At 45.6% G+C, this 17,281-nt stretch carries 12 protein-coding genes; 5 read left to right on the top strand and 7 right to left on the bottom strand.

Going from position 1 to position 17,281, the window contains the following annotated elements:
- Positions 1–170: 170 nt before the first annotated feature.
- Positions 171–1,985 (top strand): F-box/WD repeat-containing protein, encoded by a 1,815-nt coding sequence (locus ACO6V5_RS16995; protein ID WP_422412239.1) that lies wholly within the window; start codon positions 171–173, stop codon positions 1,983–1,985.
- 126 nt (positions 1,986–2,111) lie between these two features.
- On the opposite strand, the gene ACO6V5_RS17000 is transcribed toward ACO6V5_RS16995, so the two are convergent.
- Positions 2,112–2,978, bottom strand: a complete 867-nt coding sequence (locus tag ACO6V5_RS17000) for a hypothetical protein (protein ID WP_422412241.1) — start codon at positions 2,976–2,978, stop codon at positions 2,112–2,114.
- Between the two features lie 92 nt (positions 2,979–3,070).
- Complete coding sequence (locus ACO6V5_RS17005) at positions 3,071–3,220, bottom strand: hypothetical protein (protein WP_422412243.1); 150 nt, start codon at positions 3,218–3,220, stop codon at positions 3,071–3,073.
- Between the two features lie 558 nt (positions 3,221–3,778).
- On the opposite strand from ACO6V5_RS17005, the gene ACO6V5_RS17010 reads away from it, so the two are divergent.
- From ACO6V5_RS17010 to ACO6V5_RS17025, 4 genes are all read left to right on the top strand, one after another.
- A complete protein-coding gene (locus ACO6V5_RS17010) occupies positions 3,779–4,480 on the top strand; it encodes a hypothetical protein (RefSeq protein WP_422412245.1) in 702 nt (233 codons plus the stop codon).
- 19 nt (positions 4,481–4,499) lie between these two features.
- Positions 4,500–5,531, top strand: coding sequence for a hypothetical protein (locus ACO6V5_RS17015; protein WP_422412247.1), 1,032 nt, complete (start codon positions 4,500–4,502; stop codon positions 5,529–5,531).
- A 103-nt stretch (positions 5,532–5,634) separates the two neighbouring features.
- Complete coding sequence (locus ACO6V5_RS17020) at positions 5,635–6,636, top strand: 5'/3'-nucleotidase SurE (protein WP_422412249.1); 1,002 nt, start codon at positions 5,635–5,637, stop codon at positions 6,634–6,636.
- Between the two features lie 9 nt (positions 6,637–6,645).
- The gene (locus tag ACO6V5_RS17025; protein WP_422412251.1) at positions 6,646–7,281 is read left to right on the top strand and encodes a hypothetical protein; all 636 of its coding nucleotides are present in this window, start codon (positions 6,646–6,648) and stop codon (positions 7,279–7,281) included.
- A gap of 101 nt (positions 7,282–7,382) precedes the next feature.
- Here the strand turns inward: ACO6V5_RS17025 and ACO6V5_RS17030 are convergent, their stop codons facing one another.
- The 5 genes from ACO6V5_RS17030 to ACO6V5_RS17050 form a co-directional block, all read right to left on the bottom strand.
- Positions 7,383–11,006: a hypothetical protein gene (locus ACO6V5_RS17030; protein WP_422412253.1), complete on the bottom strand. Its 3,624-nt coding sequence runs from the start codon at positions 11,004–11,006 to the stop codon at positions 7,383–7,385.
- A gap of 32 nt (positions 11,007–11,038) precedes the next feature.
- A complete protein-coding gene (locus tag ACO6V5_RS17035; RefSeq protein ID WP_422412255.1) occupies positions 11,039–12,817 on the bottom strand; it encodes a hypothetical protein in 1,779 nt (592 codons plus the stop codon).
- Between the two features lie 48 nt (positions 12,818–12,865).
- A complete protein-coding gene (locus ACO6V5_RS17040; protein WP_422412257.1) occupies positions 12,866–14,143 on the bottom strand; it encodes a hypothetical protein in 1,278 nt (425 codons plus the stop codon).
- A gap of 41 nt (positions 14,144–14,184) precedes the next feature.
- The gene (locus tag ACO6V5_RS17045) at positions 14,185–15,729 is read right to left on the bottom strand and encodes a hypothetical protein (protein WP_422492132.1); all 1,545 of its coding nucleotides are present in this window, start codon (positions 15,727–15,729) and stop codon (positions 14,185–14,187) included.
- 116 nt (positions 15,730–15,845) lie between these two features.
- Positions 15,846–17,261, bottom strand: a complete 1,416-nt coding sequence (locus ACO6V5_RS17050; RefSeq protein WP_422136586.1) for a hypothetical protein — start codon at positions 17,259–17,261, stop codon at positions 15,846–15,848.
- Between the last annotated feature and the right edge of the window lie 20 nt (positions 17,262–17,281).

Here is a 17,281-nt window from a genome sequence, read left to right on the forward strand (position 1 = left end):
GTGAAAAAGTAGACCAGGTGGATGGTAAAGCAAATTTATGGGTGTCTTTTTAAATGTTTGCTCAAAAAATTTTTATGAACTTTTATTCCAAAACCCAATCTAATTACCAAAATCAATTTTTAAATGTCGTAACTGGTCGAAAGGAAATCCTGACTTAAGTAAAAAACACTATGAATTCTATAAATAACAAGCTCGAAATTACAGATTTACCCTCACCACCACCCGAGCAAGCTCAATCGGCAACAACCACTGCTATCCATGCCGACAGGTCCGTCACTGTACCTGACAGGCAGATACAATCTTTGCTGCATTTATTATCCACAACATCATATTCCCTCATCTTCAGATATTTGTCGCTCCGGGATATTCACCGCTTAAAACAGGTATGCACCCACTTTCGCGATGCTATTAAAAGCGATAACGCCCTGGCAAAAGCGTGGTTTCGTCGGTTTCCTTTATCACACCAGTATCAACTGAGAAAAACCATCACTACAAAAAGTAATCAACAAGTCCATGATTGGCTTGGGTCGTTTACGAACGATAAGGCCTTATTGACGTCACTTACCCATCTCCAAAAGACGGGTGCTTCTGTACCTGCTCTGCTATTTTTCACCAAGACTGTACTTATGTCTCAATACAAAACATTCAAGTTGGATACAAAAACCATCATTGAAAGAAATTACCAATCCCGTTCAGCCACCCTGAGTAATGATGGCCGTCATCTGATGGTGTTCAATTCTCATAGGACGGTGAAAATCTTCGGTCATGAGGATGATGGATCATGGCCAGAAAAAAAACACATCATTCATGATCATCCTATCAGTTCAGCCACCTTCAGCCCCGATAGTCAGCATGCAGTGACTGCCAGTCAGGACAACACGGCAACAATTTTTGGCTTGGGGAGCGATGGATCATGGGAGCTAAAAACCACCATTAAACATCGACGTAATCTGATGTCGCCCACCTTCAGTCCCGATGGACGCCATTTGGTGACCAACTTTAACGAAAGGACGGCGCAGGTCCATAGCCGGAAAGACACCGGATTATGGGAACAAAAAGTCATCATTCGCCATCACGATAAGGTCACATCAGCCATCTTCAGCTTCGATGGCCGCCATTTGGTGACCATCAGTCACGATAGGACGGCGCACATCCATAGTCTGAGTAACACTGGATCATGGGAACAAAAAGCCATCATTCGCCATCACAATATAGTCACATCAGCCACCTTCAGCTCCGATGGCCGCCATTTGGTGACCGCCAGTTGGGGTCACGAGATAAAAATTCATAGCCTGAAAGACGATGAATCATGGGAAGAAACAGGTTCCAGTCGCCAGAGAAGTCCTCAAGTGAAAGCCAGCTTCAGCGCTGATAGCCGCCATCTGGTAATAACCGCTGGATATGACAAGCCAAAAATCTATGGCAAGGCAGCTGATGGATCATGGGTACAGATTTCCCACAGGGCTGATGTCGAATCAGCCACCGTCTCCTTCAGCCCCGATGGCCGCCATTGGGTTACCCTCAATCGTTATGGAGAGTCAGAAATCTATAGCGAGAATGCCGATGAATCATGGAGGCAACAAATCATCTTTCGCAATATTAGCCGGGTCGTCTCTGTCAGCTTCAGCCCGGATGGCCGCTATGTGGTGGGCGCCGGAAGTACCTCGTCTCACTCAACCTTTGGTACGGTATGCATTTATGGTCTGGGAGCCCATGGATTTTGGATTCGTCAAGCCATACTTTTTCATGAACAGGAGGTCTTTTTGGCCAGTTTCAGCCCTGATGGCCGCCACGTGCTAACTATCAGCAAGGACAAAACCACTAAAATCATTGGTCAGCAGACCCGTGGGACATGGGTCGAAAAAGCTATCATTTCCCATGATAGTCGTCTTGTCACAGCCAGCTTCAGCCGCGATGGCAGCCATGTGTTCACTGTTACTGAAGAGGGTACGGTGCAAATAACCGAACTACGGAAGAAAGATTGATTGTTTGCTGTCACTGAATGACGCCATTGCGTCGGCAATCCGGGTGGTTAGAAAGTTCGATTGGTATTAGAGCTGAAAAAAACGACATCTGTTCAATAGATGCCGTTTAACCTCAAAGGCAGTATTTTACTGCTGTGGCGGCAACAGCAGTGACTGTATCTTCAAAAGCCTGTCTTCAAGTTGTTGCTGATCCGCTTCAGACAGCTTCTCTCTGAATAAACCAACCACATCAAGAAGTGCCGTCTTGAAGGCTTCATTTTGCAGAGTCAGATTCTCATTTTCCTGCATAACAGTAGGCATTTCTTTTTCCAGACGGTATTCCAGATCCTCCAACCGGGTTCTCAAGTACCCCGCCTCTGTCTCCAGTTCAGCATTTCGAAGCACGGTTTTATCGGCAAATTCAAGAGATTCATCCACCTGAGTCTGTTTCTCAAGCTCAATCTGCGCCTTTGCTCTGGTCAGTTTACCGACCTCTTCACGCCACTTTTTCTCTTCTTCTGCCCGATCGCTGGCAATGTGCGCAAATTGCTCACTTTCTGCCTTAACCTCTTTCAGCTGTTTTTTGATATCTGCCACTTCCAGGGCGGCCTCACTGACTCGTTTTTTATAGTCTCTCTTTTGATCCTGAGCCATTTTGAGTTCCTCCCTGAGGTCTGACATCTGCTGCTCCAACTCATTTTTCTTCCTCATAAGCTCCTGATACTGAAAGCGAGAAACACCTCGAGGACCCTGAGCCTGAAGATCGGTCAACCTTGTTTCACCGGTCACAGAAAGAGGTTGAAGTAAAGAATTGGGTTGATGTGTGGCGGTACTGAGACTGACATAGGCTCCCTGATCGTCAAACTCGACGCCGGACTCCCGGAAATCAAAACCAGGGTCAGCCCCTGGCGCCTGCCCACTGTTTTCCGACAAAACTTTCAACCTGTCAATTTCAGCCATGGCCTCGGCGTGCTTTTGCTGCAACTGCTCAAACTGGCTTACCCTGGTTCCCATGCTCCAACATGGGAACCCATACCTGTCTCACGCTTTAGAGTCCGCTTTTCAGGAGAGATATGCATTCCCGCGCAGAGCGTGGGAACGAGTTGTTAGAGTTTTGCGACAGCCTCCTTCGCATGAATGACGACCTCCTGCTCAGCGACCATCATGGTGTTGATTTTGAACTGGCCAAAGTCCCATTTGGTGCGATCCAGACAGACAACCCAGCTCCCTTCGGGCACCATCCAATCAACGACCATGCAATATCGTCAAGCTCCATGCCATTCCGGGCGAAGAAGCGCCTGAGACGCTTACGCCTGGAGACGATCTCGGTACCGTGCCCCATAGTTCGGGCAATACGAGACAGGTTGACTGAACCCATCTGGATGAGGCCAAAAATAACCAGCGCAATAAGGTCAATACGGGATTGATGCCAGCCAAGAGAGGTTTTAAGAGGCTTTGCAAGTGAATGGGTGCGTTGCACGAAAGGTGAGTGCTTGAGGTAATGGGCTTGCAGAATACCTGCTATCGGCCACCTATTCACCCTTTCATCAAGCTTTGTCTCGATATTGTCCCCCACAGAGGACCGCGCGTTAGGTCTGGCGCTTGGTTCTTAGTCACTCAGACGTAACATTTGTCGTCTACTCTTCCCTGACACTCAAGGGAGAACTATGCACAGGAATACCTTTTTTCGTTCGGCCCAATGGGGCTCCTTCGTTGTCTCATTGTTCTTAGGCACATTGCTTGTGCTACCGCTTTCTATTTTGCAGACAGGCCCTATCAATCTCAACCAGCTGAGTTGCCAGGTAGATGCATCTGTGGGTGACAAGACATTTCGTATTTATACCCCTTCAGATTGGCAAGCGGAAGCTATGGCGGCTTTTTTCTGTGAATCAGTGTTATCGGGAAGCGACTTCGCTCGGGTTGAATTATCTTGGAAGCCGAGAGAGCATTTTACGTCTGATGATCTAATATCCCAACGTTTTGATCTCCTATTCAGCCGACCTCGAGTGCTCAATGGCCTTGCTCCCGACACGCAATCTCTCTATGAAGAAACCTTAGTGCTGCCAGCCTATACCATCTATCTATACGGCCACATACCCATTTATCAACTATCTTCCGCGACACTATACAAACGCAGTATTGGATTGCTGGATGATAAACGCAGTCAGTCTGGTTTTCTCGTACCTGAAATCGAGCTCAAAAAACACGGCGTTGTCCTTAATAACAGTGAAACAAAGTTGTTCAACCATCGAGCTGACCTGGTTGAAGCATTTGTCGAAAAACAAGTCGATTTTATTCCCGCTATCGGCATTGAGCCTGAACTCACCGACTGGCCAACTGAACAGCGTTTTGAACTGAAAACCATCCCTTCTGCGGGAAGCTGGTACCTCTCCAAAGCATTGAATCAAACTCTTAGATGTGAAGCCAGTCAATCTTTACTCAAGAGACACCAAGAGTCTCCTGTCATGGGTAATCTGCTAAACAAAACTACTATGGCAACAGATGCCTGCTCATAGCGGCACATTATTTACGACTATGAATACATATCTCGCCATCTCAAATCAATACCGCTCAGTTGCACTTTCACTGGTCATCACCTGTCTAATATTCGCATTGCTATGCCATGCTAACCAGCTAGCACTTAAATATGTGGTTGAGTCTGCTCTTGAACAGTATTTGTCGGACGCACTCAACGCCGCCCTGATAAATAGTTACAATAAGGAGGAACTTTTAAAACGCAGTGCGATGATATTGAAAACATGGATAGAGAACGCGAATATAGTGTCGCTGGCGAATATCTCGATGTTTAGTGATATTGAGGTTTTAGAGATATCTCTAACTCCAAAACCCTCCCCGGAAGGCTCAGATTTATCATTCTATTTAAATAAGCAGGCTTTTGGTCTGAATTGGCAAATTGCTGTCGTGCACTCTCGGGTAGCTCTGACAATAATGGCAACGCTTAGTGCTTTTGCAGGGCTCTTTTTCTATCTCCAATTGCATCGGACAGGCAAACCGGCCCGGATTAACTCAATATCCAATACAGTACCAGAGGATAAGCCTATTAGCCGGGAGCAGGAAATAACAGCAGATAGCAGTGAGACGAGTGGCCCACTCACGAAAAACACTGAGCCAGCACTGCCTCATGTTTCTTCCGATACCGAAGCCACGCTCAACCTTACCAGACACACTGTTACTATCGGTAACGATACCCTTGAAATGTCTAAAACCCCGTTTTTCTATTACTACTGGTATGCCAGGCGCAGTTTGGATGGACTGCCTGCTTATATCAACCCGTGCGGTAGCAAGCCCGATACATATAAAGGACGCGAATTAGCGCAGATCATGCGTTGCTATGGTGGACATGCGCGAGCAATCAATGAGCTGGAGCAACACGGTCTGAAAGCCAGGACGCTTGACCAAAACCGGAACAAGATTAAAGACGAAATGAAGGCACACTTTGGTGATTTGGCTCAGGCCTACTTGTTCGTAAAAAGCAGAGACCCAAAAACTGGTCGCTATCAACACATGCTGATTAATAATAAATTTTCAATAAAAACAATCGATTAATTTTATAGATATCTCTAAAAGTATAGAAACCTTGTTTTAACATAACCGTCATCTATCCCTTTTAGCTTGGTTGTCGACTTTCAAGCACACAAAGGGAAATACGATGAAAACTAAATTTGCTGCGTTGACATTCGCAATCGGTTTAGGGGTCAGTGCTCAGGCAAACGCACTGAATATTGTTTTAAGCAACGATGACAGCTGGTCCACAACCAATATTCAGACGCTTCATATTGCACTCAAAGCGGCAGGCCATGACGTTATTATGTCGGCACCGTGCACGGGGCAAAGTGGTAAAGGTGGTGCCATCCACTTTATGAAGTCTGTCTCGGTAGATCGCACGCAAATCGATAATGATCAGGTTTGTGTCGGTGACACAGACACAAGCGTTGCATTTGAAGAATATGTCGAGGGCACACCGGCTATGGCTGCGCTGTACGGCATTGATGTGTTCGCTAACGAACGCTGGGGTAAACAGCCTGACCTGGTTATTTCCGGTCCCAATGAGGGTAACAATGTTGGCTTTTCGACCAACATGTCCGGCACGCTGGGTGCAACAAACGCAGCTATCGCACGTGGTATTCCTGCCATCGCCGTCAGCGCTTATGACGGTGAGGCAGAGAAAGCGCCTCATGTTGCTAACGTTGTTATAGAACTGCTTGATAAGCTGGTTAGCCAAACAAAAGATGGGGCGCCTATACTCCCAAAATTCACTGGCCTGAATGTTAACATTCCTGAAGATCCTGCCAATCATCGCGGATTCAAAGACACACAAGTAGGCTGGAATGCAGGCCACGATAACATGATCGTCAAGTTCACTGACGACTTGTCATCAAGTGACATGCTCATGGGTTATGTGGCTATGGAATTGATAGAAAATGATCCAAGCCTGACCATGGAAGAAGCCATGTCCATCGCCAAAGAATTGTATAAGGACAAAGCAGGTATCAGCATGGACTCTGACGCTGACTACGCCGATCAGTCTGAAAACAGTGAGGGCATTGCTGTCGGTCAGGGTTATGTCACCATCAGCACGATTCAAGCCAATGTTCAAGGCTCTGTTGCCAAGTCTGAGTGGGTTCGATACATGCTAAACGAACTGTTTTAAGGAGACAGCATGAAAAAGCTTATACTGCTGAGTGCTGCCACTTCAGTCCTGGCGGGCTGTAACGATAGCACGGACGGGACCTCGACTATGAGTCAAAGCGACTTTGTGTCCGAATATCAGGGTCAATATGTGGGCAGCCAGCTAGTCGATCAGGAACCCGTGCATCTCGGGCTCACTGTAAACGAAGGCGCGTTCTATCTCACTGTAACTGAAGCTGATGAGTCGTCTACAGTTTACACAGGAGACTATGACGAACAAACGACTAGTCTGAGCTTCAATCAAGGTAATATTCAGTGTCAGCTCGGTGATGTATACCGTTGCGAGTCTAATGAAGACTCGTTTGAACTCAGAATGCACAGTCCGAGTGACTGGATCGCAATTGAAAATGTGAGCGGCACATACAGTAATTCCACTGGTGGTACCTTGACCATTGTTCAATCTGGAGAGCAGGTCTATTTTGAGCTGCCAGACTGCATGCAGTCAGGACAAAAAATGGGACCCAATGAAATCAAATTCGACGCTGGCTCCTGCTTTAATCAAGACGAAATGGCGATGATAGAACCAGAAACTCTTGAGGCGAATGGCGACACACTCAAGGTGACATCAGCTAACCCCTTGCTTGCGGGTTACTGGTTTCAAGGCTAGTCGACATTTGCGCGTCTACCGCTTCGAAAAAGCCGCCCATATAGCCCTGTTTTGGCGGCTTTGGTTTTCGTCGATGGCTTTTTGACCTCAAAGGCAGTATTTTACTGCTGTGGCGGCAACAGCAGTGACTGTATCTTCAAAAGCTTGTCTTCAAGTTGTTGCTGATCCGCTTCAGACAGCTTCTCTCTGAATAAACCAACCACATCAAGAAGTGCCGTCTTGAAGGCTTCATTTTGCAGAGTCAGATTCTCATTTTCCTGCATAACAGTAGGCATTTCTTTTTCCAGACGGTATTCCAGATCCTCCAACCGGGTTCTCAAGTACCCCGCCTCTGTCTCCAGTTCAGCATTTCGAAGCACGGTTTTATCGGCAAATTCAAGAGATTCATCCACCTGAGTCTGTTTCTCAAGCTCAATCTGCGCCTTTGCTCTGGTCAGTTTACCGACCTCTTCACGCCACTTTTTCTCTTCTTCTGCCCGATCGCTGGCAATGTGCGCAAATTGCTCACTTTCTGCCTTAACCTCTTTCAGCTGTTTTTTGATATCTGCCACTTCCAGGGCGGCCTCACTGACTCGTTTTTTATAGTCTCTCTTTTGATCCTGAGCCATTTTGAGTTCCTCCCTGAGGTCTGACATCTGCTGCTCCAACTCATTTTTCTTCCTCATAAGCTCCTGATACTGAAAGCGAGAAACACCTCGAGGACCCTGAGCCTGAAGATCGGTCAACCTTGTTTCACCGGTCACAGAAAGAGGTTGAAGTAAAGAATTGGGTTGATGTGTGGCGGTACTGAGACTGACATAGGCTCCCTGATCGTCGAACTCGACGCCGGACTCCCGGAAATCAAAACCGGTACCAGTCCTTGGCACCTGCCCACTGTTTTCTAACAAGACTTTCAACCTGTCAATTTCAGCCATGGCCTCAGCGTGCTCTTGCTGCAACTGTTCCAAATGGCTTTTGGCAGAATTGTAATCCAGCTGAAAGCCTAATTTAGCCGCCTCTTCTTCATGAAGCTTTTGATTGGACTCGTCCAGATCCTGCCTGAGCCGCTCAAGCTGAGCCTTGCGTGCACTTTCCGTCTGGGAAAACTGAGCTTTTTGATCGGAGAAGGCCTTTTGCTTAAGCTGCAGCTCCTGCTCAATAATATCCGCTTTTGAAGCTTTCTCCCTCAGCGTTGCTACCTCACTTCTCAACTCAAGCCGTTCTTTCCCGAGTTCTATTTTGGCCTTCTTCTGCTCATCCCTGAGTCGATAGACCTCTCTGGTGAGCCTGTCTACCTGTTGCTCAAGACGAACAGCATCACTCCTGAACTTTTTGCAGTCTGACTTCGCCTGCGCTACTTCACCGATCGCTCTCTGCTCCGCTTCGGAAACGTTGCTCAGCTGAGCTTTCAAGGCAATGAGCTGTTGATTCAATTCACTCACACTGCGCTCAGACTGGCTATAGTCCTCCTTGAACCGGGTCTCGAATGTCAGCAATGCATCTTCAGCTTTCTCTTTGAGACGCCTCAGTTCAGAGACCTCAACAGTCAGCGATTCAATCTGCTGGGTTTGAGAGCTCCGGGCTGACTGAGCCTCTCTGGAAGCCAGTTTCAGCTTTGTTTCTGATGCCAGCAGCGACTTTGCCAGATCCTCAAGGCTCCTGGCCTGCTGGGCGAATTCTACTTCCGCTCTACGCTGCTCTTGTAAGATTGTTTGCAATCCGGCTTTCAGGGCAGCTACCTCTCCTTCCAGAGCTGCCCTGGCGGTATTCCACTCCCTGGATTGAGCGATCCAGGTTCTCACTTCATGCTCTTTCTTTTGCAGTGCTTCTCTGGCACTTGTCTCTTCCGAAGAAGCCTTTTGCAATAGAGACCGGGTCTGTCGCAGGTCAGTCTGAACCTGAGCGAGCGTCTCTTTGTTGGCTTTCTGTTCAACTCCCTTGGCTCTGAGTTGCTCCAGTTCCGTGTTTTGCTGACCCAGCTGAACTTCCAGGGCTGAAACACGACCGTTAGAGCCTTTAAGCTGAATTTGGGTATCCTTTAACTGTTTTTTCAGCTGCGTTTTTTGAGATTCAAGCTCGGTTAACCGCTCTTTACCCAGTCTGAATTTCTCTTCCAGCCTTTGACTTTTTTCAAAATACCCGGATGCTTTTTCATTCTCCTTTTTCATGGCACCGTTCAGGAACTCAAGCTGAGCCGACAGCTCGTGGTAATGAGCTCTTTCTTTCTCAAGCTGCTTCTTCTTCTCTTTTAACTCCATATTAAGCTGGATATTGGCCTGGCTGGCCTTGATTCGTGCATCAGAGACCTGACTGGCGAAACGTGTTCTGAGTTGACGCACCTCAGTGTCAGAAGACAGCTTGTCGGCCTGCAATTTTTCATTGTGCTCTCGTGCTTCGACGAGCTGGGCTTGCAGCCGTTGAATCTGAGATTGCAGCTGGTTCAGGCCTTTTTCGGCTTTCTTTGTCTCATCCATGACTTGCTTCATTTCTGCGTGGTGGCTTTTCAACTGTTCTTCAATAGCCACAACTCTCGAATGGGCCTGATCTCGCTCACCCCTGATTCTCTGCAAATCTTGCGTCTGATTTTTTGTCAGCGTCTCTAACTGTTCACTTCTGAGTTGCAACGCTGCAAAATTCTCTAAAGGTTCTGATACTGATTTAAGGCTGCTTTGTGCATTATCCAACTGCCTCCTCAAGCGAATGTTTTCAAGCTCTGTTTCAGACTGTTGCCCTTCCTTCCTGGTCCTTTCCCGTAACTGGGCTGTGACCTGATTTAGCTGGAATTTCAGATTGTCAGCCCTTGTGGATTCTGCATTTTTTTCTTTGTGGAGTTTATCAATGGCGTTCTGGAAAATTTTTAAACGACGACTAGCCTCATGCAAATTCGTCTCTAGTGTGCCAGCTGCCTCTTTAACACGTCCCATTCTGTCTTGCTCGGTCAGCGCCTGAATCATTTGTTTTTCACTAAACTCAGCCTGTCGTGTAAGCTCCTGATTTTTTCTATCCAGGTCATGAGCTTCCTCATCTTTATTTGTCAGCAACAGGGTCTTCTGACGCAGCTCATCTTCAAGTGAGCGAACGTGGGCAATCAAAGCCTGCGCGAAGTTAGCTTTTGAAGGATCTTGATCATAAGCTTGCAAATGTCTCTGATCTCTTTGCTGGATATCAGCAAGGAAGCTGTCTTTTAATGTTTCGAACTCATCCAGAAGTTCATTGGCCATTAGCTGTAACGATTGCTGATCCTTGCGCTGACTTTCTAACACGGTTTCATAGAAGGGAATATCGTTACCTAATGCATCTTCAGTCTGTTGCGCAGCTTTCAAAACTTCACAGTAGTCACTATGGAGCTGACAGATAAGCTGGTAATACTCATGAATGCGCTCATCCATTTTCTTCAGCTCAGCCTGAGTTTCAGCATCGCTGGCCTGGGCAGGCTGAAGCGAACAGGTTGGCAAAAAACTACCGAACCAGGATGCAGACGGCTCCAGCCCTACCGTCCGGTCCCCCAGAGATTTACCGCCATTCACAAAACGACTATGCTCGGGCCGGGCAGGCAAGGTTGATACCGTCTTTCCTGCCAGCACCATGCTTAAGTTGCCTTTAGAGGCACGACAGCGTCTCCATGCGTACTCCACAGCTTGACCTGGATTCTTGCCGGGTTTCTCTCGTGTTATCCGCCCCCCTTCTCTCCCCAAAAATTGAGATTCAGTCAATGCTCTTGCGGGATTGTGTATTGGATTGGACATAGCAATACTCCTTTTACTTCATTAAAAAATTCTTAAACCGTTTGACTATCAGCCCGCCTGATCAGGGGGCTTTCATCTCCGCTTGTCGGGTTGTTCTGTATAAACCTGCCTGGCTGGGCTCTGAGGGTTTCAATCTCCCTTTCCAAAGCTGCCCTGTCGGTCTCCCACTGTCGGGATCGGTTGACCCAGGCAGTGACTTCATCCTCTTTTTGTTGCAAAAGAGACTGGGTCCGTTGCAGGTTATTCTGAAGCTCAGTCAGTGTATTTTTGGGTACCACATCAATACCCTTGGCAGTGAGCTTTTTATGCATATTTTTTAACTTCTTCAGCATATGAGCTTTTTGACTTTCAACTTCAGACAGTTGCTCTTGTGTGGCTTTAAGCATGGTGGCCTTCTGGCGTAAGTCATTCTCAAGCTGCTCAGTCGGTCTTGATTGTTCCAATCGCTCTAAACGGGCTCTGATATCGTCATCCTGATGAGAACCTGCAGTATGTTGAGCTTTTGATATACGCCAATTTAGATGGTCAGCCTGTTCCTGGTTTATTCTTATGGTCTCTTGATAGGCACGATCAAGTAAGTCTTTTTCTTCCTGCATTCTTCTTATGATTTCTTGATAGCCACGATTAAGAACTGCATTTTCTTCCCGGATTGTTCTTATGGATTCCTGATAGTTACGGTTAGCTTCTGCTAAATCCTTTTCCAGCTTCTCAGCCCGTTTGGTTAGCGCACCTTTGTCTTCATGGATTTTTCTTTCGGAGCCAGGATTAGCTTTGGCTAATTGACTCTTCAGTTGCTCATTCTGACGGGATAGATCAGCATTTTTTGCACTGATTCTTAGTACGTAAGATTCAGACTCTTCTAAGCGCCTTCGAACTTCTAGCAAATCCCTGCTCTGATTGTTATTCAATTCTTCTAGCTGAACTATTCTTTCATTTTGATCTCGAGAAGACTTTACGATGCGATTAGCTGACTCTAAATCCTGCAACAGCTTTAGAATCTGTTGGGGATCCGAAAATTTTTTCAGCCCGATTTTGGAAAAGGCATCATCCAACTGCTTTTTTTCTTCCCGGATGGTTTTAATTTCTTTCTGAATCGATGTTGAATTACTATTAACATTTCTTATGACATTCTCTAATTTTCTGACTCTTTCATCAGCAATCGCCTTAATTGATTGCTGGTCACAAGCTCGGTTCAAATGCTCTTTGCTAATCTTAGCCTGTTCTCTAAGAAATCTGATGTCTGCACCCAGTTCATGGACTTCACGATCTTTGGCTTCAAGCATTTTAGTTTGTTTCTGCAATTTATCAGCCATTAACTGTAATTCTTGCTGCTCCTTATGCTGGCTTTTAGACGCTTCTTCATAGAAGGGAATATCGTCGCTCAATGCCGTTTCTGTCTGCAAAGCAATTTCCAGCGTTTTAGTGAGCTGGCTATGGAGCTGGCAGATGCGCTGATAATACTGCTGAAGACACTCATCCATTTTATCCAGCTCGGCCAGGATTTCAGTCTTACTGGCCTGGACAGACTTTCCTGAATCGGTTGGCGAACGTTGCCAGAATGAAGAAACTGCCACTGTCCGCGACTTCAGACTTTTAAAACGGCCAGGCACAGGGGGTTCAGGCAAGGCTTCCACGATCGTAGCTTCGCGCATCTTGCTTAATATCTCTGTAAGAGCTTTGCATTGATGCAATGAATAGATCGCAGTATGGCGCGTATGGTTGCTGGGCAACTCAGATGCCAACTCAACATCTTGATTAACCAAAATGTTAGATTCGAGCGGTCGGTTTGCTGTGCCTGCTGGTGTTGCCATTGTATTACCCCCTTTACACTATGCAAAAATTCATAAGCCGTCTGACTGTTAACGAGCCTGATCCGGTAAGGCTTCTGTCTCTGCTATGCCCTTCTGGCGTAACTCATTCTCAAGTTGCTCAATCCGTCTGGATTGCTCTATTAATTTTATCTGGGCATCGATAGCCTTTTTCTGATAATGATCTGTTGCTTGCTGAGCAATTGATAAATGCTTCTCCAGAGCTTTAAGCTGGCTGGATAGCCTGTGTTTTTCTGCATGCCCCTTTTTTACTGCGTTTGCATGCTCACTTGCGTTACGATCAGCACTTTTCAGACTCTCCTTCAGTTTCCGAAGCTGTTTGTCTTTTTGATTCATTGTATTCCTCGTACCGGCCACGAGATCTTCAGCAGCTTTCGAGCGATCCCTGGCGTCTTCTAAAAGTCTCTCCAGATCTTCAATCCGTTCGGATAGTGCAGTTTTTTCTTTAAGGATTGTGCTTAAGGTATCCTTATCAACATTTGGATCAGGTTGGTCTTTTGCTAAATCCTTATCCTGCTTGTCAGCAGGTTGCCATTTTTCAGCTTTTTCTTGCCGGAGTGTATTAAGCTCTTTCTGCATCGATGTTAGACGAAGATTAGCTTCTCTTAAACTGTTCTCTAACAGTCTGACTGATGCATCTTTACGAATGATTATGTCTTCCACATTCTGCAACTTGAACAATTTATTTCTGCTGCTTTCAAGCTCTCGTGTAAGATCCTGATTTTTTCTAACCAGTTCACCTACTTCCTCATCTTTGGTGTCAAGGATTTTGTATTGTTCTTGCAACTTACCAAACAGTGACCCTATTTTTTGCTGATCATGATGCTGCCTTTCCATCGCACTGTTGTAGAAGGGAAAAATGATCTTCAATTCCGTTTCAGTCTTTAGAGCAACATCCATAGCCTCAGAGTGCTGACTATGGAGCCTGGAGAGCTGCTGATAATCCTCCTGAGTTCGTCTGTCCATTCTCCCCAGCTCAGTCAGAATTTCAGCCTCTCTGTCTTCTAGCTTTTCTGAATCGGTTGACGAGTCATACCGCAGTGAAGAAGCTACCACTTTCCGTGACATCAGACTTTTATCACCGTAAAGAAGATGGCAATAATCAGGACGGTCAGGCAACTTTTCCGCGGTCATGCCTTCGCGCAACAGGCTTAATGTATCTATAACAGCAGAGAATCGATGCAATGAATCCACTGCAGAACTGTCCGCACATTTGCGAGGTGCTTCAGGTGACATCGCAACATCTTCATTGACCTTGGGGTCAGATACAAATGAAGGTACTGCTGGTGATTTAATTGGGTAAGTCATAGTAATACTCCTTTTACACTATTAAAAAATTTATAAACCGTTTAACTATTAAGGGAAACTTCCATCTCCTCTGACTGGTTGTTCTGTAATAGCATGCTCAGTTTATCCATCAGATTTTCAATCTCTCTTTCCATAGCCGCCCTGGCGGTGTTCCACTGTCTCGATTGATTGACCCAGGCGATCACCTCATCTTCTTTCTGTTGCAAAAGAGACCGGGTCTGTTCCAGCTCATTCTCAAGCTGAGAGCGCATTCTTTTTTCAGCTCTGAGACTTTGTTCTCTACAGGCCAACTGGCTCATCAAATGATTGTTTTCAAGTTCCAGTTCAAACAGTTCCCCCTGAATGTCGTCACGCTCTGTGGTTTTTGGATCTGACTCATTCTCACGTTGGCTCGCTCCCCTGGATTGTTGAGCTTTTTCTTTCCGCATTTTTTTTAAAAGAGCCAGATGAGCATCTGAACAACGACGAGCTTCTGCTAACTCTGCCTCCAGCCCTTCAACCCGTCTGGACAACACATTGTTTTTTTCTTGCATTGCTTTTTGCATTTTTTCTGATTCAACTTGCTGATTATTTGAGAACCTTCTAATTTCTAATAACTTCTGCTTCGTCCTGTAAAATTCTTCGTATTGTTTACCTTTTTCATCCTGCAGCGTTTTAACTATTCCGAATAGTTCATCTCTATCTTTCTTTATTATTTTTAAAATATGCTGATCGCCACGAGCTTGTGCTAAATCCGCCTTCAACTTCTTAAAATCTTCCATGCTCACATGTTTTCCAGCTTCGAAACTGCGAAGGGCAGCTTGAGCCTCTTTTCTTTCTATTCCAACTTCCTTAAGCTCTTCCCGCATCAGAGCTGAACGCTTACGAGATAGACTCAGCTGGTCATCTAATTCTTTGAATAATTCCTTAGTTTGAATGGTTCTGACTTGTTCGTCCGCTACCGAAAACGCTGTATTTTTGCTAAGTACAGTCTGCTGCGTAAGCTCCTGGATTTTTTTATCCATTTCATGAAATTGCTCATTTCGGGCTTCAAGCGTTTTCGTCTTCTGATCTAGCGCACTCTCAAGAGAACCTAAGTGTGCAGTCAAAGCCTGAGAGAATTTACTGCCCATTACCGGTAATTCTTCCTGACCCTTATGCTGACCTTGTAACACTTCGATATAAAAAGAAATATCGTTTTCTAATAAGTTTTCAACCTGTTGAGCGACATTCAGAGATTCACAGAGCTGACTGTGAAGCTGGCAGAGGCGATGGTAGTACGCCCTTCTTTGCTGATCCATATTTGCCAGTTCAGCCCAGATTCCATAGCCATTGGCTTCGTTAATCTTGTTTAAAACGCTTCTTGTGCCTACGTTAATCCTGCTTAAAACGCTTGGCATCTCCTCAGTACTATCCTCGAGGGATGGATGCGCTGACACCGTCCGACGATCCAGACATTTAAAATCACTCAAAAGATGGCACTGCGAAGGGGGTTTAGGTAACCCTTCCACAGTGATCCCTTTACGCATCTTGCTTAATGGCTCTGTAAGAGCACTGCATCGATATAATGAATATTCTGCAACGCTGGCGGGATCGTCGCCGGACATCATATCTTTGATCCGAACACTCTGGTCAATTATGTGTGCAGAGGTTGCTGCACCTGTTGGATTTGCCATTGTAATACTCCTTTTACAACGTTAAAAATTCACAACTATTTTGACTATCAACTAGCCTCATCCAATGTAGCTTTAGTATCAGTCGTCTGGTCGTCCATTGAGAGTGCTCTCAGTTTAGCCCTCAGGTTTTTAATCTTTTTATTCGTCGCTGCCCTGTCGATATCCCACTGTATGGATTCAGCATCCCTTGAGCTCAGTTCAGCCTCTTTCGCTTTCAAAAGAGACTGAGTCTCTTTCAGCTCACTCTGAAGCTGAGAGAACATCTTTTTACTCTTTATCAATTCAAGCACTCTGGTACTGTTCAATTGAGATGAACGCTTCAGCATTTTCATAAAAAGAGCATTTTGACTTACTGTATTGGAGAGTTGCTTTTGTTTGCCTTCAAGCAGTGCGGTTTGATGATGTAACTCATTCGTTAGTTCCTCAACCCGTCTGGATAGCGCATCTTTTTCATCACTGAGTTTTTTTTTGATAGCCTTATCAGTCTCGAAGCGAAGTTTATTTTGTACTGCAAGCTTCCTCAGTCTTTTAATCTTATTGGATTGTTTCTGATAGTCACTTTTATATCTTGCTATACATTTCCTCAGGTTTTTAATCCGCTCGGATTGTTTCTCAGTTTGTTCTTCATGTTCTCTAACGATCTGGTTTTCTCTATCCGAACGTCGTGCATATTCTTTTTTCAATAACGCCAGATAATAATCATTTTCTTTTGATATTTTATATTTTTCTTTCTCGGTTTCGCTAAAGATGCTAGACATCTTCGATAAACGACTATGGTATTCACTCAAAAGCTTCTCTAAATTTTTAATTTTTTCATCAACAAGCGCCTTTGCTTCTTGCTCGTCATGCAGTCGCTTCATTGGCTTTTTGCTATCTTCAAGCGGTAGTGTAAGCTTCTGGAATTTTCTAGCCGGTTCACGAACCTCCTGATCTGCGGCCTCAAACATTTTGGTTTTCTGATGCAGCTCATTAGTCGTTACCTCTAATGCTTGCTGATCCTTAGGCAGACTTAAAAACGCTTTCGTATAGAAGAGAATATCTTCTTCCAATATAGTTTCAGTCTGCCTAGCAAATTGTATAAATTCCATTAACTGCGAGCGGTACTCACAAAGGCGCTTGTAATCATTCTGAATACGTTCATTCATTTTCTCCAGTTCAGCCTCGATTTCAGCCTCACTGGCCTCGCTTACTTTTCGCAGAATAGTTGTCGGGCCCTGACAAGATGAAGATACTGCCACCTCTCGGGACTCCAGATCTTTACGACAAAAAGGGCTATTTTCCGGAGGGGCAGAAAAACCCGACATGATCGTGTCTTCTGTCGGTAATTTTCCTAATGCATCTTTACAAACATAACAACGACGCAATGCATATCTCGCAATGCTGTCCGAATGGCCCCTTGGCATCTCAGATCTAATGGGGTCATGTCCAAGCGGACTCATTGTTAAGTCGAGTGAGTTGGCCATTGTAATACTCCTTTTACAAC

The sequence above is a fragment of the Endozoicomonas sp. ALD068 genome (assembly GCF_049310145.1).
Lineage (GTDB): Bacteria > Pseudomonadota > Gammaproteobacteria > Pseudomonadales > Endozoicomonadaceae > Endozoicomonas_A.